Below are 18937 nucleotides of genomic sequence, written 5' to 3'. Positions count from 1 at the left end.
ATTGTCAGGCTGAGGCCCGCCCCTGTTTCAGCTGATCCTTGGCGTCCGGATCGGTGACGTGTCGTTCGATCATCTGATCCCTCAAAGCCGCCGGATCCGCAGCACCGGTTGCATGCGCAATTGCATCGCGGGCAATGTCTCTCAGCGTCAGCCCCTCGCCAATCGACACTGGCGGCAGGCTGTGCCCCAGCCGTTCCTCGACCGCCATCTTGAGGTTGAGGCCCATGAGGCTGTCCAGCCCGATATCGACCAGCGGCCGGTCGATGTCGATGTCCGACGGCGCGGATTGAATGATTGCCGCTGCCTCGGCCCTGATGATCTCGATCAGTTTCTCCCGGGCCCTCGCCTCGCCAAGATCACGGATCATCGCCTTCAGATCGATCCTGGCCGCATCGCTTTCGGCCACCAGCCGCTTGGCAAGGTGAGAGAAGAGCGGATCCGTGCGTACCGGCAATCCGCGCAGCATCGAGTGCCAGTCCACTGGCGCGATTGTCAGCGTCGGGGGCAGGGCCCCGGCTTCGAGCGCGCTTTCGAGATGCGCGAAGGCCTGATCGGTGGTCATCAGCCCGCCGGTCCGCGCTGAAATCGCCTCGGCGACGTTCGGGCTGCGGTCCAGGTATCCGGTATCACCGATTGGGCCCCAGGCGAAGGTCGTCCCGCAAAGGCCGTCGGCCTGCCGCCTGTCGGTCAGGGACTCGAGCGCCGCATTCGCCGCGGCATAGTCGGCCTGACCGGGGTTGCCGAACCGCGCCGCGACTGAACCGTAAAGCCAGAAATGCCGCAGGTCGAACTGCCGCGTCTGCACATCAAGATGTACCGCGCCGCCCAGTTTGACGCCAAGCCGTGCCTTGACGGCATCAAGGTCAGCCTCGCCGAACAACCCGTCGCCATAGACCGCCGCGCAATGGGCCACGCCATCAAGGCCGGGACCGTCCGCCCCGATCTGCGCCATCAGCCCGGCGACAGCCGACGGATCCGAAACGTCGCAGGCAACGGTTCTGACCGTGGCGCCCAGATCGGTGAGCGCCTGAGCCTGCTCCGGCTTCAGTTCGCCGGAGCGGCTGCAGAGCCAGAGGGTGCCCACGCCCTTGGACGCCAGCCACCGGGCCGTCGCGAAGCCGAAGCCCGAGGAGCCGCCCGTGACCAGCCACACCGTTCCTAGGTCTTGGGTCGCCTTCCCAACGTTTGGCCCGGGCGTCTTCGGACGCAACGCGATCTTTCCGATGTGATCGGATTTCTGCATCCGGCGAAACGCGCCGGTGACGTCCTCGGGCGGGAACACCGCCGTCGGCAAAGGCTCGTATTCCCCGGCGGCCATCCGCTCTACGATGCTGGCCATGAGCCGTCTGGCCGTGTCGGGGCGATGTTTCAAAAGCTGGTCCACGTCGACCGCGTGGAACGAGATGTTCTGCCGCAGGACCCGCATGGCAAGTGGGGTGTTCGCGAGGAAATCGCGCTTGCCCAGCTCGATGAAACGCCCGAACGGCGCCAGGCAGGCGAGCGACCGCTTCAGGGCCTCGTCGGCGAGGGAGTTCAGAACGACGTCCACGCCGCGGCCCCGGGTCAGTTCCTGCACCCCAGTTTCGAACTCCAGCGTCCGGCTGTCGAGCACATGGCGCACGCCAAGGGATTTCAGAAAGGCCCGTTTGGCCGGGCGACCCGCCGTCGCGATGATCTCGGCCCCGATCCGCCGCGCGATCTGCACCGCCGCCAGCCCGACGCCGCCCGCCGCCCCGTGAATAAGAACGGTTTCGCCTGTCTGCAGGCGGGCCAGTTCCTCCAGCCCGTAAAGCGCGGTCAGGAAAGGCACCGGGATCGACGTGGCCGCGGGCAGGGATGCCGCGTCGGTCGCGGGCATCACGGTGTCTTCGGACACGGTCACATGACTGGCGAAGGCCCCGGGCACGAAGGCCAGAACCGGCGTGCCGGGTTGCAGGGTCGCCTCCGGCCCCGACATCACCACCGTGCCGGAACATTCCATGCCCAGCGTTGCTCCGGCGAACCCGCCGTCCAGCATGTCGGGCGGCAGCAGGTCCTGCGCCCACAGGACGTCCCGGAAATTGAGCCCGACGGCCTCGACCTCGATCTGTACCTCGTTGCCCACGGGCGGTGTCCGATCGTCGCGTCGCCAGGACAGGTCGTTCAGCTGCAGGCCGTGCGGCTGGGCCAGCACATAGCGATGCTCCGCCGGATCGACCAGATCCTCAAGCAGCCGTTTCGACAGGCGGGGGGCCAGGGCACGGGAGCCGTGCAGTTCGAGCTCGGTTTCCGGGGTTGTCGAAAGATGGCGCAGCACACATTCCGGCGGCGTCGTTGCGCTGACCGACGCCACGCGGATGTCGCGCCCCGTCTCGTTCACGATGCAGCGGCGCCAGGCGCGCAAGGATCGCGCGCCTTCAAGACCGCTTTGCACGACCCAGACCGGAGCGGTCGCTGCGTCGATCTGCTTGAACGCCTCAGCCTGCGCCACCACCGTCGTCAGCGGGTCGGCCTGTTCCGGCAAGATGACAAGCCGAGCGTCGCCGCCCAGGCTTTGACCGTCCAGTGTTGCCAATGCGGCAGGGCAGTCACCTTGCACATCGTCCGTCACCTGCGGTTGGGCTGCCGTCCCGATCAGGAGCGAGACAGACGGTTCATCGGGTGCGACATGCTGCGTCACGGTGAACGCGCGCCGTTTCAGGGCGTTGGCAATGCTGTCTGCTGGCCCTGGCACCTCCGGCGCAGTCAGAAGTTCGAAGAGATCGTCCGACCGCTCCAGCGCCATGATCGCCCCGCCCGGGGCGACAAGGGCCATCAGGCTCTGCCGCATCGGGCCGGGCAGGCCGGAGCCCGGATCCACGACAACGACCAGATCGAATGTCGGCCCTTCCGCCAGGTCCGCAATGGTCGCGACGGGAGCGATGCCGTTGGCCCCCAGCACGATCTCGAATCCCTGAGCCGCGTCAGAATCCGCGGCGCCGACCACCACATGCGCCTTGCCGCACGCGAGCGTCGCGAAGAGTGCGGGATCGAGCTGTCCGGCGACAAGAATGCGCGCGTCATGCCCGGACAGTGCCGACATCACGCGTGTCGCGACGCGGGTGATGCCGACATCCCCGGGCGCGTCACCGGATTGATGCCGCAGAATGCCGTTCAGCGTGTCCGTCGCGTCCGGGCAGCTGGACACCAGAAGGGTGATCAACTCGTCAATCTCGGGCCAGGGGCAGGTCTGCCGTGTTGTCAGTTGTCCGTCCCCGTCTTCCGAAAGCAGGTTCATGGCCTCTAGCGCGTCCAGCGCGATCTGTCGCTTTGCGCCCCATGTCGACGGCTCCGCAGCGGTGGCCCTGTCATAAGCCACGCGCCCGGCGATGGATTGCCGGATGACGCCAAGATCGGGGTCAGCCGGTCCGGCCAGGAAGGCCTCTGTCGCGCGGCGTGTCAGATCCGCATCCGGGCACGGCTTTGCAGGGACAAGCCGTTCATCCCAGAAGGCAGGCCGGTGCTGTGGCGCGGCGCGGAAGGGACGCAGCCAGACCTCGTCAAGCTGGACGCACAGACAATCCGACCCGTCGTAGTAGGTCACGTCGATGCAAAGGCCGTGATCAGACGCGCGGCGCAGATGAATGTCGGCGCGTCTGATCCCCGCGTCCGGCCCGCAGGTGATCCGCCCGATGCGACCGGGCACGAATGGCCTTGCCTGCCGTTGGTCGGGCATCAGGGCGATAAGCGCATGCAGCCCGGCATCAAGGCTGAAGGGGTTGAGGGTGAAGCCATCGGTCGTCTCACCGGGCTGCGCGAGGTCGGCCGACACGTTGGTACCGCTGACCGACAGGCCCGTGACCAGCGCGAACGCCGGGCCATAGTTCAGCCCCATGTCGGCCAATCTGGGGTAAAGCTCCTCCGCCGGGCCGACCGGCCGGGCCGTCGCCCTGGCTGGTGCGGCAGCGGCGGCCTGGGTGAGGGTGGCAAAGGCGACGGTGCGCCAATGCGGACCCGCGCGCAGGCCGACCGACAGCCGCCTTGAGGCGGCATCGTGCACGACCCGGACATCCGCCTGACCGGTGTCCTTGAGCATGATGGGCTGAAGGAATTCGACGTCCGACAGGGCGCACGCGGCCTCGCCCGACAGCTCTTTCGCCGCTGACCACAGCATTTCGACAATCGCTGCGCCCGGCACGACGATATCCGTGCCGACCCGGTGATCGCGCAGCCAGCCGTGGCGCCCGACGGACAGATCGGTTCTCCAGACATCCACGTTCTGCGCGATCCGGTGGCCCAAGAGCGGATGCTCCGCCCCCTGGCCGAAAAGGTCGATCCCCTTGTCCGAGCTCAGGCGGAATTCCGTGCGCTGGAACGGGTAGGCGGGCAGCGTGCCGACAAACGGTTGATGGCGCCCCAGCAGCGGCGTTTCGTCGACGGCTCCGCCGTGCGCCAGCACGTCGAGCGCGCAGCGGCCGGGCGTGAACACGTCCGTCTGCTTGTCTTCGAGCGACGCGATGACTTGCACGCCGCGGTTTTCCTGTGCGGCAATCGACGCGATATTGCCGCGCAGCACCGACCGGCCGGAGATCTCGACAATAAGGCCGATGCCGTCGTTCAGCATTTCGCGCAGCGCCTTCCTGAACCGGACGGTGCCGCGCGTCATGGTCCACCAATAGTCCGGCGTCAGGTCCGCTGCGGCGATCTTGCGGGCCAGTGTTCCCGAGTAGAGATCGACAGATGGGTCCGCAGGATCGATCACGCCCATGTCGCGGATCAGCTGGTCCCGGAAGGGCTGCACCAGGTGCGAATGATATGGGTAGGGGATCGGCAGCATCTTGGCGGCGATGCGGTTCTGCCGCGCCAGCCGCCGCAGCCTGTCGAGCGTGTCCACCGATCCCGAAACCGTGACGTTGTTGTCAGCATTGTCGGCGGCGATGTCGGCGGCCAGCCCGGCGTCGGCGATCAGCGCCTGCGCCTGATCAAGGGATGTCGCCAGCGCCATCATGCCGCCCGTCCCGTGCAGTTCGGCAAGCGCGGTCGCGCGGCTGAAGACCGCGAAGACCGCGTTTTCGCGGGACAAAGCCCCGGCTGCACAGGCTGCGGCGTATTCACCCGCCGAATGGCCAAGCACGGCATGTGGCGTCACACCCTGTGCGGCGAGGCTGTCCACCAACGCGACCTGAAGGGCGAAAAGCAAGGGCTGCGCGACGGTCGAGCGGTCAAGAGATGCCGCAAGATCGGGCGCCATCAGGCGATCGACAAGGGATGTCAGGCCAAGCGCCTGGAACTGGTCGCTGGTTCGCTGGAAGGAGTCGCGAAAGACCGGATCGCCCAGGAACGCCTGTCGGCCCATGCCGGCCCATTGCGCGCCGTTGCCGGGAAAGACGAACCCGACCCGCCCCTGATCAAAGCGCGCGGTGCCGCTGGCCGCCTCGGATGTCGCCTCTCGCTCCAGCCAGGCATGAAGCGCCGCCGTCAGCCCCTGGGCGCTGCCCGCCCGCAGGCACAGGCGGTGCCGATGCCGGGTCAGCCGCGTGTTGGCGGCAAAGATTTCGGAGGCAAGGTGGGGGCCCGCGCCCTGCGCCTTGTCCGCCCAGCGGCGTGCCAGCGCGCGCAGCGCGTCCTGCGAACTGGCGCTCAGCATCAGACCGCGGGGCAGTGGCTGATCACCGGCCGTCGGAACCGGCGTCGGCTGGCGCAGGATCGCATGCGCATTCGCGCCGCCGAAGCCAAAGGAATTCACCGCGGCAAACCAGGGCTTGTCGCGCTGCGGGATCGGCTGCGTCTCGCGCACAACGCTCAAGCCCAGGGCGTCGAAGTCGATGTTCGGGTTCAGCTCGGCGCAGTGCAGCGACGCCGGGATCGTCTGATGTTCAAGCGCAAGCTGCGCCTTGAGAAGCCCGACAAGGCCCGAGGCCGGTTCGAGATGACCAAAGTTGCTCTTGGCCGATCCGATGGGCAGTGGCGTCGAACGACGCTTGCCATAGGCGCCGCCAATCGCCTGCGCTTCCTCTGGGTCGCCGATGGCCGTGCCGGTGCCATGCGCTTCGAGAAAGGCCAGGTCGTCCGGTGTGACCCCGAACCGGCGGCACGTCTCGGCCATCAGCCGTTCCTGCGTGGCGCTTTTGGGCTGGGAAATGCCGGGCGACCTGCCATCGCTGTTGGTGCCCGACGCCACCAGGATCGACCGGATCTGATCGCCCTGCGCGCGGGCGCTGTTTTCATCGCGCAGGATAAAGGCCACGGCACCTTCGGCCCGCACATATCCGTCCGCATCTTTGGAAAAGGCCTGGCACAGCCCGGTCTTCGACAGCATGCGGGCGTGCGAAAACCCGACAAAGGGCAGCGGCGACAGCAAGGCGTTGACGCCCGCGACGATGGCCGTGTCTATCTCGCCCTCCGCGATGGCGCGCCGGGCGTGATCCAGCGCAAACAGCCCCGAGGCACAGGCCGTGTCGACCGAGTAGCTGGGACCCTGCAGATCCCAGGCAAAGGATATCCGGTTTGACAGGATCGACAGCGTGTTGCCGACCATGTAGCTCGGCCCGACAGTGTCCGGATCCTCCAGCGCAAGGGTCGAATGATCCGAAGACGACGCACCGACGAAGACCCCGATCCGTGTGCGATCCTGCCGCGCCGGGTCTATGGCGGCATGATCCAGCGCCGTCGCGACCGTTTCGAGCAGCAGCCGTTGCTGCGGATCCATCTGGCGGGCATCCCGCGGGGTAACCCCGAAATGCGCGTTGTCGAAGGCAAAGACATCGTCGATGAGACCGGCGCGGGCGACATAGGTCTTGCCGGGCGCATCCTCCTCATCGCTCAGAAACCGCGCCGCGGCCCAACGGTCAGGGGGAATGTCACGAATGGCGCATGTGCCCCCGACCAGCGCATCCCACACAGCCGCGACATCCGGCGCGCCGGGCAGGCGGGCCGCATAGCCGACAATTGCGACGCTCCGGTTCGTCATGCGCGGCCCCTGGATGTCCGCCATCCGCTTTGCGCAACCGACACCAGTGCAACGGGGCGACAGGCCTGCGGAGGCTGATCCGATGCCCGGGCGTTCTGCCTGCACGCCCGCAGTTTGAGCCGGGTCGGGGTCATGTGAAAGCCGATCTCATCCGGTTCATGGGCTGTTACCTTCGTCACCACGTCGTCCCAGTTCGTCGTCGTCCGCCAGAACCCCGGCGCGAAACCGTTCTCCGATCAGGTCCGAAAGCCGCGGCGGAAGCCACTCCTGCCACCAGACCCCGAAGGCCAGAAGCCGGGGGAACACGACCCTGGCCCGGCGCGCCGCCACCCCCCGGCGGATGATCCGCGCGGCCTTTTCCGCAGGGACAAGCATGGGCGCCGGGCCAAGGTGGCGGTCGGTCATCGGCGTGTCGACAAAACCGGGCACCACGGTCGTGACAGACAGGCCGGTGCCCCGCAATTCCCGCCGCAGCGCGGTGCCATAGGCCATGATCGCTGCCTTGCTGGCCGAGTACGACAGCAGTTCGCCGCGCGGCGTCAGCGCCGCGAACGAGCTGACAAGGACGATGCGCGCGGACCCGCGCGACCGCAAGCTTGGAAGCAGCACCTGAACCGCCAGGATCACCGAAACGAGGTTCACATCGATGACCCGGCGCACCTCTGGTGCGGGTTCGATGGCGTCCTGGTTCCCGGCCTTGACCCCCGCCACAAAGAAAAGCCCATCGACCGGGCAGCGCGCATCGAAACCGGTGATAACAGCGGCAAAGGCCGGTGCGTCACGGACTGATACGCAACACAGCTCAGCAATTGCGCCCTTTTTGCGCACTGCTGCCGCCGTCGCCTCCAGCCGCTCGGCATTGCGTCCGCAGAGCAGGAACGTTTGTCCGGGCCGCGCGTATTCCAGCGCAAGGGCGCGGCCAATGCCGCTGCTGGCCCCGGTGATGATGAGCGAGTTCAGGCCAGGATCGTGGGCACGTCTCTGCATGACTGCAACTCTTATCCCACACCGCGACCACCGATAGCAGTTGCATGCCAGGCCGTCGTTCGACTTGAATGAACATGAATGCGACCGGCCACACCCTGAAAACAATGCAAGAAGACCAAATGCCCATCCAGCATGTCAAGGTGGTTGCCGATTTTCTCGCATCGCGGCCAAGCGAACAAAAGGCTTCGGTCAGGTGGCTTGAACGCTACGTAGCACCCCCCCTGTCGTCGGTGATCGGGACCGTCCTGGTGACCTGCGGGATCGGCGCTGGGTTCGATCAGGCGCGGTTCCTGACAGCGGCCGGGGCGACAGGTGCCGTCGGTGACAGGCATCGCTGGTTCGATGGCAGAGGCCTTCCAGACGCCGCAAAGGCCATGCTCATCTCCGCCTTGCCAAGCGAAACGCTTCTTCTCGGGTACGAGCTGTCGAAGGGAACACGCGATGCGCTGACGACTTGCGGCATTGCCTGGATCGACATCTGGCTGCATCCGGTGCGCTTCGCCCCCGACATCCTTTTCGCGCTGCGGTCATCCGATCCGCGCATCAACAGCCGGTTGCGGCGGCACCAATATCCGGACGACGCATTGCAGGAAATGGCCAACGGGATCATCACGCAGCTTCAGGCCGACGCGGTGCAGCACGGCCTGATCGACGGCGCCTTTCTTTTTGCCGGGCAGTTGCCGCGCGACAAGTCGGTTCTTGGCCCGCAAGGCTTTCACACCCTGCAGGACCACGCGTCGAAATTCGCTGACCTCGCGGCGCGGGTTCCGCATATCTATTACCTCGATCATCCAAAGCTCGGACGGTCCGATCCCGAGGTTTCCGCGTTTCTCGACGGGTTTTCCAACGTCTCGCGCCTGTCGGGCCTTTCTTACGCGCTCATGTCCGACCCTCGCATCGCCGGGGTCGCGTCGCTGTCGTCGTCCCTGTCCGAAGAAGCGCGGTTTTTCGGTAAAATGGGGCAACGTTTTCTGGACCCCGCCGTGCCGCTTGACGGTCCGGACGGTTATGTCGGCACCTACCAAAAGCTGACGGATGCAGCATTCTGGCGCGACATCCTGGGCGGCATGCTGGACCTGGCGGCCCCGCCTCCTTCGCCACCCCACACCGCCGCCGGCGGACCCTTGCGCGATGCGCTTGGCTTTCACTGGGCTGAACAGCACCTGCCCGAACGGGGCGCGCCTCAGCCTCGGATGACCGTCCATTCGTTTGACCTTTTCGACACGCTGATCACGCGCAGATACGCCCGGCCCGACCATGTGTTCGATGCCATCGCCGCCAAGGCGGCGCAACTGCTGGGTATCGCGCCCGGGGCGTTCAGCGACACGCGCCGGAAAGCGGAGTTTGTCGCGAGGAAGACCGCGGCGGCAGAGGGGCGGCAAGAGCCGAGACTTTCAGAGGTCTACGCCGCCATCCGGCCCGCGCCGGACGGGCAGAATGTCGCGTCGCTGGTGGCGCTTGAATTCGAGGAAGAGTTGGCCGCCGTGCATCCCCTGCCACGCGGCAAACGGCTGTTTGAACGCGTCCGCGCGCCCATCATCCTGTCCGATACGCTTTACAGCGCGGATCAATGCGCCGCCCTGCTGACCAAGGCCGGGTATTCGGGATGGTCTGGGATCTTCACCTCTGCCGATCTGGGGAAAACAAAGAAATCGGGCGGCTTGTATCCCGCCGTGCTCAGCCGGTTGAACGTGCCTGCCGCCGAGATCTGTCACCACGGCGACAACGTGCAAAGCGATATCAGTCGTGCGACGGAAAACGGCCTCCGCGCTGCCCATGTCCCGCCGCCCGATGCCGCCGTTCGGCGGGATTTTCCGACCCTCGGATCGGCCTTCAACCGATTGGAGCGGGGGATCGAGACCGGGTTTCTGATCAAATCGGCGGCGCTTGCGATGGCAGAGGACCCGCGTTCGGCCTCGCGCGCCTGGCGGTTTGGCGCGGTCTGCCTCGGTCCGCTGCTTTGCGGCTTTGCGATCTGGCTTCATCACTCGGCGCACCGGGCACGCGCTCCGCGCCTGGGGTTCCTGACGCGCGAGGGCGAGGTCATGCGCCGCTCCTATGACGCACTTTTCCCGGGCGGCGAAACCTTTGACGTCATCGCATCGCGCCAGATTGCCCGGCGCACCGAGGTGACCAGTGAAGAACGCTTTCTTGGCTGTCTGGAGCATGTGGCCCACGGCGAAACCGTGGCCGGATGGTGCGCGCGCCACGCCGGTCAGCAGCCCGACGCCGACCTGCTGGCGCGCTGCGGCATCGGAGATGCCCAGGCCGTCATCGGCATCGACTGCCCACGCACCGCCCTCGCGCATCTGGCGCGGGACATGGCGGGCCCGGCGGTGGCGGCGAACCGGCAGCTGGCGCGGGATTACCGCGATTACCTGACCAGCCTGCGCCTGGACCAGGCCGACAGCGCAATCGTGGATATCGGGTACAGGGGCACGATGCAGGCCGCGATGTCATCCCTGCTGGGGCGCGACATCGCGGGCTTCTACCTTGCGACCAGCGCGCCCGGCGACCGGTCGCAGGGCTATTTCACCGCGCGGTTCAACCCCACCGGTACGCGCCAGATCGAGCGCAACAGGCGGGTCTACGAAACCCTGCTGTGCCGGGCGGGGCCCTCTTACACCGGCGTTGCCCGGGCCGGGGTCGAATGGCACGGGCTCGCGACCGGCCAGACCGACACCCGCGACAGAGAGCAATTCGTGACCCGCGCGCATGACGGCGCGGTCGCCATGGCGCGGACGCTGAGAGATATCGCGCCAGAGATCGTCGGGGCCGAGATACCGCCCGATATGGCCGAATTGCCGCTGGCCACCCTGCTGGCCCGCCCCGACGCCGCGCATGCGCGCCTGATCGGCCGACTGACCTTTGATGACCCGGACAAGCAGGCAGCACCGCACCCCCTGATCGCGGCGGAGGGTGGCGGCACATCAAGCTGGCAAGAAGGCGCCGCGGTCTTGTATCCGCGCGCAGCCCGGCGGTTCGCGACACTGTCCGGACGGCCCAGACCGCGACAGGCAGGATTCGGCGTGCTGGGCTGGCGGCGGGTGTTCACGCCGTTCGTCGCGATGGCTGTGGCGCGGTTGGGCCAACCGCATGACGTCGATCATTACCGCGACGACCCGATCGGATTTTTCCGGCGCTTGCGGCACCCGACCTACTGGCGCATCGGGCGCTGGCTCTATCCGCGCGACTGACCAAGGCTGGAACGCCGCAGCCATCACTTGCAATACCAGGGCCGCTATGGCTCAAATCGGGCAGTCAGGAACGGTGCAAGCGGGTCAGGGTCGATCTTTTGAACGTGTCTCAAGGAACCGCGCCAGCATCCCGGCACAGTGCCATCCGGCAAATCCTGCTGTGCAGCGATTTCCTGATGACCTCGGAAGACGAACAGTGGTCGAACCTGCGCTGGATGCACGACCTTTTGAAACGCCCGCTTGGGATGGCCACGCAGACCCCGTTGCGCGTGCTGGCCTCGGGCGAAAGCGACGGCGCCCGGTTCAGTCGACGCGCGTTCTTTGCCGATGCGGGGTTTGAGTGCGATCCCGACGTCGCGCAGATGTGGTTCGATGATGCGCTGTTCACCGATCGCTCCGTGCAGGCGCTGCAGTCCGTCGGGCTGGACGAGCACAGTCTGGTGATCGGGTACGAGCTTTCGCCGCAGACCAAACGGATGCTGGCCCGCACCGGTGCCACCTACATCGATCTCTGGCTTCATCCGGTCCGCTTTTACGACGACATTCTTTTCGCGTTCCAATCCAACGATCCGGAGATCCATGCCGGCATCGGGGCCTTCCACGTGCCCGAAAGCCAGTTCTACCTGTATGCCGACCGGATCCGCATTCAGACCTACAAGGGCTGGCACCGCGAGGAAGCCGCCATTCCGCCCGGATCGGCGGCGTTCTTCGGCCAGACGCTCAAGGACAAATCCGTCTGCGATCGGGGCCGGATGCTGAGCCTTCTGGACTACAGGCAGGCGTTCGAAGACCTTGGCGCGCGCCGGACGCGCGTGTTCTACCAGCGCCACCCCTACCTCAAACGCGGGGACGAGGCGATCTTGCGCTTCGTGACATCGCGCCCTTTCGCCGAGGTCAGCGCGCATCCGACCTACCGCATGCTGTCGAGCCCGCATCTGGACGAGGTCGTGTCGATCTCTTCTTCCGTGGTGCACGAGGCGAAGTATTTCGACAAGACAACCCGCTTTCTGTTCAGACCCATCATCGAATTCGACCGGCCAGACCAGCCGGGCCAGTTCCATTCGGTCTGTCAGGATTTCATCAGCCCGCATTTCTGGTCCGCGCTGCTGGCACCGGTCATGCCGGTGACCCGCTGCGAGCCCATCCTTTTCCGCGACAGCAAGGACAAGGTGCGGGACATGCTGGGATTTTACTGGAGCTACGCCCAAGTCGACAAGGCCGAGGCGACGCGGGTCCAGCTGAAAGAGGTCCGGGCGGCCAAATCGAACCGAAAGGGCGCGCGCCCTGCCGGACCGGGCGCCGCCAAGGCGGCGAGCATCCGGTTCGAGCCGGATCTGACCGGCTTCGTGGACAGCCCCGAGGACTTTGCCGATCTGACCGCCAGGATCGACGCGGCAGCCGTCGTGTCGTTTGACATCTTCGACACGCTGCTCGAACGTGTCGTCGCGGACCCTGCGGATATTTTCCTGCACATGGGGCGCCACGTGCACGACCGCTTTCCCAATCGTTTCAGCAACTTCATCGAGGCGCGCAAATCCGCCCGCGCGCTTGCGTCCGACCGTGCCGTGGGCGAAGAGGTCCGGCTTGAGGACAGGTACGGCGCGCTGGCCCAGCGGTTCGGGCTAGGCCCGGACGACGCCGCATGGCTGCACCGGCTGGAGCTGTCCGTCGAAGACCAGGTGCTTGTCCCGCGCCGTGTCGGGCGCGATGCCTTTCGCCATGCCAAGGCCGCCGGAAAGCGCGTGATCCTCGTGTCGGACACCTTCTTTGACCGCGCGTTCATCGAGCTGAGGTTGCAGGCCGCCGGGATCGAAGGGTGGGACGCGCTTTATCTGTCCTCGGAAACCGGCGCGCTCAAGCAATCCGGCACGCTCTTCGCGCATGTGCTCGATGCCGAACGCGTGCCGCCGGACCGGATCCTGCACATCGGCGACAATCCTTTCTCGGATATCATCCGCGGCGATCAGGCGGGCCTTGCCACGTTTGAACTGTCCGCCACGCCGAAGGTGGCGGAAAAGCTGTCGCCCCTCACGCGGATATACGCAGATATCCCCAACCGTGAAATGCGCAGCGCCGTCTGCGGGCTGGTCGCGCGCCGTATCGTCGGCGCGCCACGGGCGCCTGTACCGGGGTTCACGCAGCATTCTGTTCAAACCTGCGGATATGCGGTTCTGGGTCCGCTCTTTTTCGGAATGGCCGCCTGGGTACTCAAAAACGCCAAGGCCGATGGCGTGCGCGATCTGTTTTTCCTGTCGCGGGACGGTGAAATCGTCAAACGCTGCTACGATGCCTTGGCCGCGGGTGACGAAGACGCGCCAAGATCGCACTACGTGCTGGCTTCCCGACGCGCGATCCGGACGGCGGGGCTTTTCGAGCCTGCGGACCTTCCGGCGTTGCTTGACACCAACTTTACCCCCATGCCGTTGTCGGCGCTGCTGTCCAACCGGTTCGGCATGGACGCCGCGGATCTGGGACCAGAGTTTCTGTCGCGGTACGGCTTTGCCACCGCTGACGAATGCGTGGGTCTTGCGACCGACCGCGACAGGCTGGTCAGTCTTGTGTCCGACCGCGAATTTGCCACGCCCGTGCTGCGCAATGCGGCACGGGAGCGGGAGGCCTACCTGGAACTCTGCGCAAATTCGGGCCTGAACAAGACCACCGCCCGAACCGGCGCCGTTGTCGATATCGGCCACCTTGGTACGTTGCAGGCGGGACTGCAGAAGCTGTTCCAGACCGACGAGCTGCGCGGATACTATTTCGCCACGTTCCAGGACATCGACCGCAACATCCCCAACCCGGAAACCCACACGCGCGGTTATTATGTCGACCGGATCAACCCGGCCCGCGACAGCCACAGCTACCCGCGCAACATCCTGATGTTCGAGGCGATGTTCCTGAACGCTGAGGGTAGTTTCCTGAAGGCCGAAAAGGATGGCGACGGGGTGCGGCCCATTTTCATGTCCACGGACGAGGAAGGACCCCGCGTCCGGTTCGCGCGCGACTGCCACGATGCGGTTGTCGCGTTCAGCCAGGACATGAAGGTCCATTTCGGGCATCTGATCGGGCGTCATCTGCTGACCGGAAACGACGCGACCAGTGGGTTCCGGATGATGCTGGACAATCCCGCACCGGCCGATGCGCGCCTGTTCCAGGGGCTGAGTTTCGAAAACGTGTACAGCGGGCGCTCCAGCAACCAGATCGTCAGCGACGCTGCCGATCCCGCCACCTCCATCTGGACCGAAGGCGCCAGGGTGATCTGGCGCGAAACGAACCAATCGCGCGTCTACGGCCCGCTGCGCTGGCGGCGCTTGCTCACTCCCTTCGTCGCGTTCTTCGTCGCCCACATCGGCAGTCCCGACGCGGCGCGGCAGTATCGCCAGGACCCGGCATTCTTTTTCACCAACCTGAGTTCCCCGAGATACCGGCGCATCGGCAAGCTGCTTTACCCGCGCGCCTTCCGGATCTGACAGCCACCGAAGGACGCAACGCACGTGATCATCCACTTCGCCCCCCAGAAACTGGCGTACTTCGCGGTCCCGAAGGTGGCGAATACCTCTTTGCGGGCCTGGCTACTGCCGCTCATCTCGGACGCCGATTACCGGACGATGAGGAACATCCACCAAGAGGTCGACTGGCCGCGGATTTCAAAGCCGCAGTTCACCAGGATCGCGGCCGAGACGTTTTCCTTTGCGGTCCTGCGCAACCCGTGGGAACGGCTGGTGTCGACCTATGTCGACAAGATCTGCAGGCCCCAGGTGCACCCCGCCCTTGGCGCGCAGGGGTTCGAGGCAGACATGGATTTCATCGATTTCGCCGAGAAGCTTGCCACGATCCGGGACCGCGATGCCGATGTGCACATCAGGTCGCAATGGGCGATGATTACGCTCGATAACCGGGTGCTGCCGGACATGGTCGTCGACATCGGCCAGATCGGCAAGGTGTTTCGGGTGGTTGGCGCGTGGTGTGGGGCCGACGCATTGCCGGGTGCGCCTGCGCATCTGAACCAGACCAACAGCCGGAGCAAATTCGCCAAGGTGCTGACCTCGGCGGCGCAGCACGCCCAGTACAGGGACATCATCGCGCGCCGCTACAAGCGCGAAATCGCGCTTATGGGATATACCTATCCGTTCAGTCAGGGCCTCAGCCTGCGTCTGACATCCGGGACGGGATGACCCGCAGCCAGAGAGCGATGGCTAGTCCGGCATCGCCGCCCGCCATTTGACCATGCGCCCCAGTGGCAGATCCTGCACCTGCCGCTGCCCGCCGGGGGAAAGCTGACGGTCGGCCCTGATCAGCGCATCGACGTGGTCGAGAAACACCTCGCCATAGATTTCGTGCGGCGTGGGGGCCCGGTCGGGGCTTTGCATGCGTTTCGTAAAGGCCGAACTGTGCAGCACCCGCGGCGCGCCGACGCGCGATCCCTTCATCAACGTGGTTCGTTCGTCGCGCACATTGTATTCCGGCGGCAGCACCGCCAGGCGCAGACCGCTTTGCCACAACAGTTCACGCACGATGATCTGGTCGCGGGGCAGCCCGCTTTCGATCAGCGCGGTCTGGCAGTCGGACAGAAAGGCCCTGCTCTCCGGGCTGTTCCGAACGCCCATGACCCCGGCGTTGATCATCGGAAAGCTGTTGGGGATCTCCGTTCGCCAACAGCTTGTCGCAAACCCGGCGTTTCGGACAGGCGCATGGGCGGCGGCGATATCGTGCTTCTGCAAAAGCCAGAAGACATCGCTGAGGTCGGCCACCACCACCAGATCGCAGTCAAGGTAGATCGTCCGGTCGAACCGCGACTTCAACAGCGCTTCGAACTTTGGCCGGAACCAACTGCGATCAAGCGGATGCACCCGGGAAAAAAGCCCCGGCCGCACGTCGCAATCGGTAAAAAGATCGACCTCGAACCCCGGGTTGGTGTTCCTGAGTGTATCGCAGGCCTGTTCCGCCAGGGTCGCATAGGCCTGGCCGGACGCCGCAAAGACAAACCCGCATGTGCCGTGTGCAGGGTCCTGCGGCTTTGCCCAACTGCTCAAGGTCGTTCCTCCGCGCATTCTGCATGACAATGAAACCAAGAACAGGGCCGAAGGTCCACCGCGTTCCCGGTACGGCGCGGCCCGGTCACGCATGCGGCTGCGTCAAATCCGGTCGCCCGTGGCGGAACTGTTTTGCTTTTGCGCCAAGTCATGCATGGTTGCGGCGTAGCTTGACTGGTCTGCGCCCACATCGCCCGTGATGTCACCCCGGCGCACCGTTTTCCATGAGGGGGCACAGGATTGACCGTTTGCGTGCTGGGGGCCGGCCTTCTGGGAACGTTGAGCGCGCTGGAACTGGCCGAACGCGGCCGGGACGTTGTCCTGATCGACGCGGGCGACCAGCCGGTGACGGGCACCAGCCTGCACAACGAAGGCAAGATCCATCTGGGCTATGTCTACGCCAGGGACCGCACCCAGGCCACGGCCCGGCTCATGGCCCGCGGTGCGACGCGGTTTTCCGCGCTGCTGGACCGGTGGTGGCCCGCGGCCGAGATCATGCAGTCGGCCTCCAGCCCCTTCGACTATCTTGTGATGGCCGACAGCCTTGAGCATCCCGACCGGCTGGAAAGGGTTTACGCCGAGATCGACGACACTATCGGCCAGCACCTGAGCGCCGCGACCAACAGCTATCTTGGTCGCCCCGACCTGCCACCGGTCCAGCGCCTGACCAAGCCGGAGCTTGAAGAAACCTACGACCCGCAATACGTCGTCGCCGCATTCCGAACGCCCGAGCGCGCCATCGACCTGAGCCGCATGGCCCATGCGCTGCGGACGGCGATCAGGGGCGCGGGGCACGTGACCGGCCTGTGGAGCACGCGCGTGCAAGCGGTCCGCACACGCTCCGATGGCCGGTTCGACATTCTGACCGGTGATGGCGGGTTGGAGGGGCCGTTCACCGAGGTCGTGAACGCCTTGTGGCACGACAGGCTGCGCGTCGATGCGACCCTTGGGATCGAGGTGACGCGGCCCTTTCTCTTTCGGCAGAAGGTGGCCCATCGCATGCAGGTGCCTGGCGGACAGACCCATGGCGCCTCGGCCACGATGGTCCTTGGTCCCTACGGTGATTTCGTGACCCTTCCAAGCGGGTCATGTTACCTGAGCTGGTATCCGACCAGCTGCATCCGCCGGACCGACCGGATCCGTCCGCCCGACGACTGGAACGACACGCCCGACAGCTTCCTGGTCGGCACGTTCGATTCGGCGGTCGAAGAACTGGCCAGGCGCGTCCCCGGCATCGCGCGGCTCGCGGCGCAAAGCACCGAACGGTCCTCGGTCCCGGGGGTGATCTTCTGCTGGGGCCAGACCGATGTCGACGATCCGCAGAGCGAACTGCATGCGCGGCACGATGTCGGCCTCAGCACGCTTGGGCCGCCGGGATATCACACTGTGGACACAGGCAAGCTCACGCTTGCGCCGCTCTTCGCGGAAGAGATCGCAGACAGGATCGCGCCAAGATGACGCCCGACGTGACCGTCTGCCTTCCGGTCTACCGGTCCGAACACACGGTTGGCCGGGCCATTGAAAGCGTCCTTGCACAGACGCACGAGGCATTCCGGCTGCATATCTCGGTCGATCCCTCTGACGACCGCAGCGCCGAGGTTTGCCGCAGCTTCGCCCATGACCCGCGCGTCTCGGTGACAGAGAATGACACGCGACTGGGCTGGGTCGGCAATGTGAACGCCTGTCTCGACGCTGTAGACACGTCTTTCTTCCTGTTCTGTTTTCACGACGACACGCTCGACCCGATCTGCCTGGAACGGCTGCTGGCACGGATGAGCGAAAAGCCCGATGCCGTTTCGGCCTTTGGCGCGATCGAGATCACGCGCGGTGCCCGCCGCACCCGGCACTTTCAGGACATCGAAGGCGACCGTTTTGCCCGCGCCGCCGCCTGCCTGACCGGCGCGCCGCCTGCCTTTGGTCTGAAAAGCCTGCTGCGCTCCGGTCCCGTGCGGCAGGGGCTGCGGATGCCCGAAATTGGGCAGAAAGGCTACCGCGCCGACCTGCCATTCTCGCTCGCCTACAGCCTTTGCGGGACCTTCGCCGCGGTTCCGGACGTCGTCTATCGCAAGATCATGGACCCCGCAGGCGTGACCGCAAGCTGGCATGACGGGGTCCTCGAACAGCACCTTGGGGATGTGGAGGCGCTTCAGGGTCATCTGCTGCGAGTGCTGCATGACGCTCGGTTCAGTCTTGAAGAACTGAGCGATCTTGTGCGGCTCGTGCTGCTGCACGACGGCACCCGATTCACGAAGGAAAAAAGGGCTCTGGACGCGCTCATCGAGGCCGCGGCCGGGCGGAGCCCCGCCGTCTTGCTCAGCAGCCTGACGGGCGGCAAAGGTGGCCCCGGCCGCCTTGCGCCCGCCCGCGCCGCGACACGCGCAGCAGAGGCGCGGCATAGTCTGACGCTGGCACAGCGGTACTGGAGCGCGGGCGATGAGGAGGCCGCCAGGCAGCATGCCGAACGTGCCGTGCGATTGGACGGCCGGTGCGCGCCCGCTTTCGAACTGCTTGCCCGCCTGACGCTCAGGGACGCAAGCGTCGGCGGCGACCGGCGTCAGAGCCTTGAGGCCGCAAAGCGGCACGCCGAAGCCGCCGTGGCGATCGACCCGACGAGGAGTGAGGCGCATCTGCTGCTGGCCCGATCCTGCTTTGGGCTGGACCTTTGGCAACAGGCACACGACGCTGCCGTTCGTGCCATCGACCTGGGCCTGCCAAAGCCGGAACGCGCCGAAAGCATCCGAGACCGCGCCCGGCGGGCGCTTGACCGGGGCGGGTGAACGACGCAACGGTTCCAT

The 18937-nt window shown here is 65.9% G+C and carries 8 protein-coding genes; 5 read left to right on the top strand and 3 right to left on the bottom strand.

The features are described 5' to 3' along the window. Positions 1 to 4: 4 nt before the first annotated feature. Positions 5 to 6928 (bottom strand): SDR family NAD(P)-dependent oxidoreductase, encoded by a 6924-nt coding sequence (locus ACOXXX_RS14835; protein WP_422827383.1) that lies wholly within the window; start codon positions 6926 to 6928, stop codon positions 5 to 7. A gap of 156 nt (positions 6929 to 7084) precedes the next feature. Then, on the bottom strand, positions 7085 to 7915 hold the full coding sequence (locus ACOXXX_RS14830; RefSeq protein WP_422827382.1) for an SDR family NAD(P)-dependent oxidoreductase: 831 nt from the start codon (positions 7913 to 7915) through the stop codon (positions 7085 to 7087). Positions 7916 to 8034: 119 nt separating this feature from the next. On the opposite strand from ACOXXX_RS14830, the gene ACOXXX_RS14825 reads away from it, so the two are divergent. The 3 genes from ACOXXX_RS14825 (at position 8035) to ACOXXX_RS14815 (ending at position 15284) form a co-directional block, all read left to right on the top strand. Next, positions 8035 to 11112, top strand: coding sequence for a hypothetical protein (locus tag ACOXXX_RS14825; RefSeq protein ID WP_422827381.1), 3078 nt, complete (start codon positions 8035 to 8037; stop codon positions 11110 to 11112). A 176-nt stretch (positions 11113 to 11288) separates the two neighbouring features. Next, positions 11289 to 14579 carry an HAD family hydrolase gene (locus ACOXXX_RS14820; RefSeq protein ID WP_422827380.1) on the top strand — a complete coding sequence of 1097 codons (3291 nt, stop codon included), beginning with the start codon at positions 11289 to 11291 and terminating at the stop codon, positions 14577 to 14579. A gap of 24 nt (positions 14580 to 14603) precedes the next feature. Beyond that, complete coding sequence (locus ACOXXX_RS14815) at positions 14604 to 15284, top strand: sulfotransferase family 2 domain-containing protein (protein WP_422827379.1); 681 nt, start codon at positions 14604 to 14606, stop codon at positions 15282 to 15284. A gap of 21 nt (positions 15285 to 15305) precedes the next feature. Here ACOXXX_RS14815 and ACOXXX_RS14810 read toward each other — a convergent pair whose 3' ends face one another. Continuing rightward, positions 15306 to 16142, bottom strand: a complete 837-nt coding sequence (locus tag ACOXXX_RS14810; RefSeq protein WP_422827378.1) for a hypothetical protein — start codon at positions 16140 to 16142, stop codon at positions 15306 to 15308. Positions 16143 to 16382: 240 nt separating this feature from the next. On the opposite strand from ACOXXX_RS14810, the gene ACOXXX_RS14805 reads away from it, so the two are divergent. Continuing rightward, a complete protein-coding gene (locus tag ACOXXX_RS14805; protein WP_422827377.1) occupies positions 16383 to 17600 on the top strand; it encodes an NAD(P)/FAD-dependent oxidoreductase in 1218 nt (405 codons plus the stop codon). Next, on the top strand, positions 17597 to 18919 hold the full coding sequence (locus ACOXXX_RS14800) for a glycosyltransferase (protein ID WP_422827376.1): 1323 nt from the start codon (positions 17597 to 17599) through the stop codon (positions 18917 to 18919). Before ACOXXX_RS14805 ends, ACOXXX_RS14800 begins: the two co-directional genes overlap by 4 nt. The last annotated feature ends 18 nt before the right edge of the window (positions 18920 to 18937 follow it).

The sequence above is a fragment of the Thalassococcus sp. BH17M4-6 genome (genome assembly GCF_049323015.1).
Lineage (GTDB): Bacteria > Pseudomonadota > Alphaproteobacteria > Rhodobacterales > Rhodobacteraceae > Puniceibacterium.
Note: the sequence above shows the minus strand (reverse complement) of the source record. Positions and strands in the feature narration are given on the sequence as shown.

Bases quoted from the DNA above. Each gene is read 5' to 3' on its own strand.
- ACOXXX_RS14835 (WP_422827383.1), bottom strand. From the start codon at position 6,928: ATGACGAACCGGAGCGTCGCAATTGTCGGCTATGCGGCCCGCCTGCCC.
- ACOXXX_RS14830 (WP_422827382.1), bottom strand. From the start codon at position 7,915: ATGCAGAGACGTGCCCACGATCCTGGCCTGAACTCGCTCATCATCACC.
- ACOXXX_RS14825 (WP_422827381.1), top strand. From the start codon at position 8,035: ATGCCCATCCAGCATGTCAAGGTGGTTGCCGATTTTCTCGCATCGCGG.
- ACOXXX_RS14820 (WP_422827380.1), top strand. From the start codon at position 11,289: ATGACCTCGGAAGACGAACAGTGGTCGAACCTGCGCTGGATGCACGAC.
- ACOXXX_RS14800 (WP_422827376.1), top strand. From the start codon at position 17,597: ATGACGCCCGACGTGACCGTCTGCCTTCCGGTCTACCGGTCCGAACAC.